Source organism: Kitasatospora sp. NPDC088742, from assembly GCF_055584905.1.
In genome coordinates this window covers 1-5024 of the sequence record NZ_JBVJLD010000106.1, presented here as the reverse complement: position 1 = coordinate 5024, position 5024 = coordinate 1, and the positions used below count along the sequence as shown (strand labels likewise).

Here is a 5024-nt window from a genome sequence, read left to right as displayed (position 1 = left end):
TGTTTGTTGTTTTGTTTGGGGGGGGGTGTCGGGCACCGCCCCCCCCCCGGGGGGGGGCGGCCGCCGGGGTCTCGGGGGGGGGCGGGGGGGCCGGGGGCCCGCGGGGCCCTTCCGCGTCAGTGGGGCGACCTGGTGGACCGCTCGGGTCAGCGACCCTCGAGCTTCACGTAGTCGCGGATCTCGACCCCGGTGTAGATCTGACGGGGACGGCCGATGCGGCTGCCCGGGTCGTTGATCATCTCGTGCCAGTGGGCGATCCAGCCCGGCAGCCGGCCGAGGGCGAACAGCACGGTGAACATGCTGGTCGGGAAGCCCATGGCGCGGTAGATCAGGCCGGTGTAGAAGTCCACGTTCGGGTAGAGCTTGCGCGAGACGAAGAAGTCGTCCTTGAGCGCGTGCTCCTCCAGCTTGAGCGCGATCTCCAGCAGCTCGTCGGACTTGCCGAGCTGGCCGAGCACCTCGTGCGCCAGGATCTTGACCTGGGCGGCCCGCGGGTCGAACGCCTTGTACACGCGGTGACCGAAGCCCATGAGCTTCACGCCGTCCTCGCGGTTCTTCACCTTACGGATGAAGGTGTCGACGTCGCCGCCGGTCTTCTGGATCTCCTCCAGCATCTCCAGCACCGCCTGGTTGGCGCCGCCGTGCAGCGGGCCCCAGAGCGCCGAGATGCCCGCCGAGATGGAGGCAAACTGGTTGGCGTGGCTGGAGCCCACCAGACGGACCGTGGAGGTCGAGCAGTTCTGCTCGTGGTCCGCGTGCAGGATCAGCAGCTTGTCCAGCGCGTTGACGATGACCGGGTTGATCTCGTAGTCCTCGGCGGGGACCGCGAAGGTCATCCGGAGGAAGTTCTCGACGTAGCTCAGGTCGTTGCGCGGGTAGACGAACGGCTGGCCGACCGACTTCTTGTACGCGTACGCGGCGATGGTCGGGAGCTTGGCGAGCAGCCGCACCGTCGACAGGTGGCGCTGGCCGGCGTCGAACGGGTTGTGGCTGTCCTGGTAGAACGTGGAGAGCGCGCCGACCACCGAGGACAGCATCGCCATCGGGTGGGCGTCCCGCGGGAAGCCCTGGTAGAAGCGCTTGACGTCCTCGTGCAGCAGGGTGTGCTGGGTGATCTCGTTGCTGAACTCCGCCAGCTGCTCGGTGTTCGGCAGCTCACCGTTGATCAGCAGGTACGCGGTCTCGATGAAGCTGCCCTGCTCGGCCAGCTGCTCGATCGGGTAGCCGCGGTAGCGCAGGATGCCGTTGTCGCCGTCCACGAAGGTGATCGCGGACTTGTAGGCGGCGGTGTTGCCGAAGCCGTTGTCCAGGGTGACCAGGCCGGTCTGCGGGAGCAGCTTCGAGATGTCGAAGCCGGCGTTGCCCGCAGTGCTCTCGACGACGGGGTACTCGTACTCGCCGTCCTGGTACCGCAGTACTACCGAGTTGTCGCTCACGTCTTCCTCACCGACGAAATGAATCCTCATCCAAGGTGCCCTGACGGACTCTACGATCCACCATCGGGCCGATCACCGTGCACCCGGGGTGGGCCGGAAAGGCCCCGCACCTACAAAAGCTGTCGCCCCACCCGGTATGAACCGGACAAGATCGGCACAGACTAGGTTCCGCCGTAAATCTCTTCACGTCAAGACAACCCATCAGGTCGTGGCGCCGCCGCCGATCACCCCGCGGCCAGCCGGTGGTCCAGCGCGGAGTGCCTACGACCTGCGCTGACCGCCCGGACCGCCTGAGCTATCGCTCTGCGTGAGCCGACCAGCACCACCAGTTTCTTCGCACGCGTCACGGCCGTGTAGAGCAGGTTCCGCTGGAGCATCGTCCACGCCGAGGTGGTGACCGGAATCACCACCGCCGGGTACTCGCTCCCCTGCGAACGGTGGATCGTCACAGCGTAGGCGTGGGACAGCTCGTCGAGCTCGGTGAACTCGTACGGCACCTCCTCGTCCTCGTCCGTGCGCACCGTCAGCCGCTGCTCCTCCACGTTGAGGTCCGTCACCACCCCCACGGTGCCGTTGAAGACCCCGTTCCGGCCCTTCTCGTAGTTGTTGCGAATCTGGGTGACTTTGTCACCAACCCGGAAGGTCCGCCCGCCGAAGCGCCGCTCCGGCAACCCGTCCCTCGCCGGGGTGACCGCCGCCTGGAGGAGCGTGTTCAACGCCCCCGCGCCGGCCGGCCCCCGGTGCATCGGCGCCAGCACCTGCACGTCCCGCCGGGCGTCCAGACCGAAGCGCTGCGGGATCCGCCGGGCCACCACGTCCACCGTCAGCCCGGCCGCCGCCTCGGTGTCCTCCTCCGCGAACAGGAAGAAGTCCGGCAGCCCGTCGGTGATCGGAGGCAGCCCCTCGTTGATCCGGTGCGCGTTGGTCACCACGCCCGACTGCTGGGCCTGCCGGAAGATCCTGGTCAGCCGCACCGAGGGCACCGGGCTCTGCGGCGCCAGCATGTCCCGCAGCACCTCCCCCGCCCCCACCGAGGGCAGCTGGTCCACGTCCCCCACCAGCAGCAGGTGCGCCCCCGGGGCCACCGCCTTCACCAGCTTGTTCGCCAGGATCAGGTCCAGCATCGAGGCCTCGTCCACCACCACCAGGTCCGCGTCCAACGGCCGGTCCCGGTCGTACGCCGCGTCACCCCCCGGCCTCAGCTCCAACAGCCGGTGCACGGTGGACGCCTCGGCACCCGTCAGCTCCGCCAGCCGCTTCGCCGCCCGCCCCGTCGGCGCCGCCAGCACCACCTTCGCCCGCTTCGCCAGCGCCAGCATCACGATCGACCGCACCGTGAACGACTTCCCGCACCCCGGCCCGCCGGTCAGCACCGCCACCCGTTCGGTCAGCGCCAGCTTCACCGACTCCCGCTGCTCCGGCGCCAGTTCGGCCCCCGTCCGCTGCGCCAACCACCCCAGGGCCGCCTCCCAGTCCACCCCCTGGAAGGCCTGGAGACGGTCGACGTCGGCCGTCAGCAGCCGCCGCAGCTGATTGGCCAACGACACCTCGGCCCGGTGGAACGGCACCAGGTACACCGCCGTCACCGGCTCCCCCGCCTCCCCCGGCACCTGCTCGCGCACCACCCCCTCCGCCGCCACCAGCTCGGCCAGGCAGTCGATCACCAACCCGACGTCGACCTGCAGCAGCTTCACCCCGTCCGCGATCAACCGCTCCTCGGGCAGGTAGCAGTGCCCCTGGTCGCTGCTCTGCGAGAGGGCGTACTGCAGCCCCGCCTTCACCCGCTCCGGACTGTCGTGCGGGATCCCCACCGCCTGCGCGATCCGGTCCGCCGTCAGGAAGCCGATGCCCCACACGTCCGAGGCCAGCCGGTACGGCTCCTTCTGCACCACCTCGGTCGAGGCGTCCCCGTACTGCTTGTAGATCCGCACCGCCAGGGAGGTCGACACCCCCACCGTCTGCAGGAAGACCATCACCTCCTTGATGGCCTTCTGCTCCTCCCAGGCCGCCGCGATCATCTTCGTCCGCTTCGGCCCCAGCCCCGGAACCTCGATCAGCCGCTTCGGCTCGTTCTCGATCACCTCCAGGGTCTCCACCCCGAAGGCCGCCACGATCCGCTCCGCGAACCGCGGCCCGATCCCCTTGATCAGCCCCGAACCCAGGTACCGCTGGATGCCCTGCACCGTGGCCGGCAGCACCGTCGTGTAGTTCTCCACCGTGAACTGCCGCCCGTACTGCGGGTGCGAGCCCCACCGCCCGAACATCCGCAGCGACTCCCCCGGCTGCGCCCCCAGCAGCGCCCCGACCACCGTCAGCAGGTCGTGCTGCCCCCGCCCGGTGTCCACCCGGGCCACCGTGTACCCGGTCTCCTCGTTCGCGTACGTGATCCGCTCCAACACGCCCTCCACCTGGGCGAGCTGACGCTGCGGCGACTCCACGGGCTGAGTACCCATCAGGCTGCCCCCTCGGATCGGTGACCGTGCGCTACGCACCGTACCGCCTCCCAGTGACAGTCCGTACCGGATCCGTCCTATCCTCACGATCATGAACGACAAGCTGACGATCCGTCCGGCCACCGAGGCCGACCTCCCCGCCATCGTGGCCATGCTCGCCGACGACCCGCTGGGAGCCACCCGCGAATCCCCCGACGACCTCACCCCCTACCTCGCCGCCCACCACCGCATCGCCGCCGACCCCAACCAGCACCTGGTCGTCGCCGAACTCGCCGGCCAGGTCATCGGCACCCTCCAACTCACCGTCGTCCCCGGCCTCTCCCGCCGCGGCGCCACCCGCACCCTCATCGAAGCCGTCCGCATCCACGCCGACGCCCGCGGCACCGGCCTCGGCACCACCCTGATCGACTGGGCCGTCGCGCAGTCACGCGAGCTCGGCGCCGAACTCGTCCAACTCACCTCGGATGCCACCCGCACCGACGCCCACCGCTTCTACGAACGCCTCGGCTTCACGGCTTCGCACCTCGGCTTCAAGCTGGCCCTCGGATGAGCACCCCCGCCTTCGCCACCGACACCGAGCGCGACGCCCTCAACGGCTTCCTCGACAAGCAGCGCACCTCCCTGCTCCGCAAACTCGACGGCCTCACCGACGCCCAGGCCCGCCAGGTCCCCACCGCGAGCTCGCTCTCCCTGCTCGGCATCCTCAAGCACTCGGCCCTCTGGGAACGCCGCTGGTTCCAGATCATCCTGGCCGGCCACGAACACCCCGGCGAATGGCCGAACTCGACGGACGACACCGACGACGACTTCCACGTGGACGAGAACGACACCATCGCCCAGTGGCGCGCCTACTACGAGGAACAGGCCGCCCTGGCCCGCGAGCTGGTGGCCGGCCTCCCGCTCGACACCCCGTGCGCCCGGCTCAAGCTGGCCCACCGGAACCTGCGGTGGGTGCTCCTCCACATGATCGAGGAGACCGCCCGGCACGCGGGCCACGCCGACATCATCCGGGAGACCCTGGACGGCCGGACCGGAATCTGACCGGAAATGCGAAAAGGCCCCCCGGCATAAGCCGGGAGGCCTTCTCTGAAAGATTGTTCGGCGGCGTCCTACTCTCCCACAGGGTCCCCCCTGC

4 protein-coding genes are annotated in these 5024 nt (G+C 69.4%); 2 read left to right on the top strand and 2 right to left on the bottom strand.

Annotation, left to right across the window (positions count from 1 at the left end; translation table 11 throughout):
• Positions 1-146 precede the first annotated feature (146 nt).
• The gene (locus tag ACZ6ZR_RS38525; RefSeq protein ID WP_465650678.1) at positions 147-1436 is read right to left on the bottom strand and encodes a citrate synthase; all 1290 of its coding nucleotides are present in this window, start codon (positions 1434-1436) and stop codon (positions 147-149) included.
• Between the two features lie 224 nt (positions 1437-1660).
• Positions 1661-3889, bottom strand: a complete 2229-nt coding sequence (gene recD2, locus ACZ6ZR_RS38520) for an SF1B family DNA helicase RecD2 (RefSeq protein ID WP_465650676.1) — start codon at positions 3887-3889, stop codon at positions 1661-1663.
• A 91-nt stretch (positions 3890-3980) separates the two neighbouring features.
• On the opposite strand from recD2, the gene ACZ6ZR_RS38515 reads away from it, so the two are divergent.
• Positions 3981-4439: a GNAT family N-acetyltransferase gene (locus ACZ6ZR_RS38515; RefSeq protein WP_465650674.1), complete on the top strand. Its 459-nt coding sequence runs from the start codon at positions 3981-3983 to the stop codon at positions 4437-4439.
• A complete protein-coding gene (locus ACZ6ZR_RS38510; RefSeq protein WP_465650672.1) occupies positions 4436-4930 on the top strand; it encodes a DinB family protein in 495 nt (164 codons plus the stop codon). The genes ACZ6ZR_RS38515 and ACZ6ZR_RS38510 overlap by 4 nt, the downstream gene beginning before the upstream one ends.
• Positions 4931-5024 lie beyond the last annotated feature (94 nt).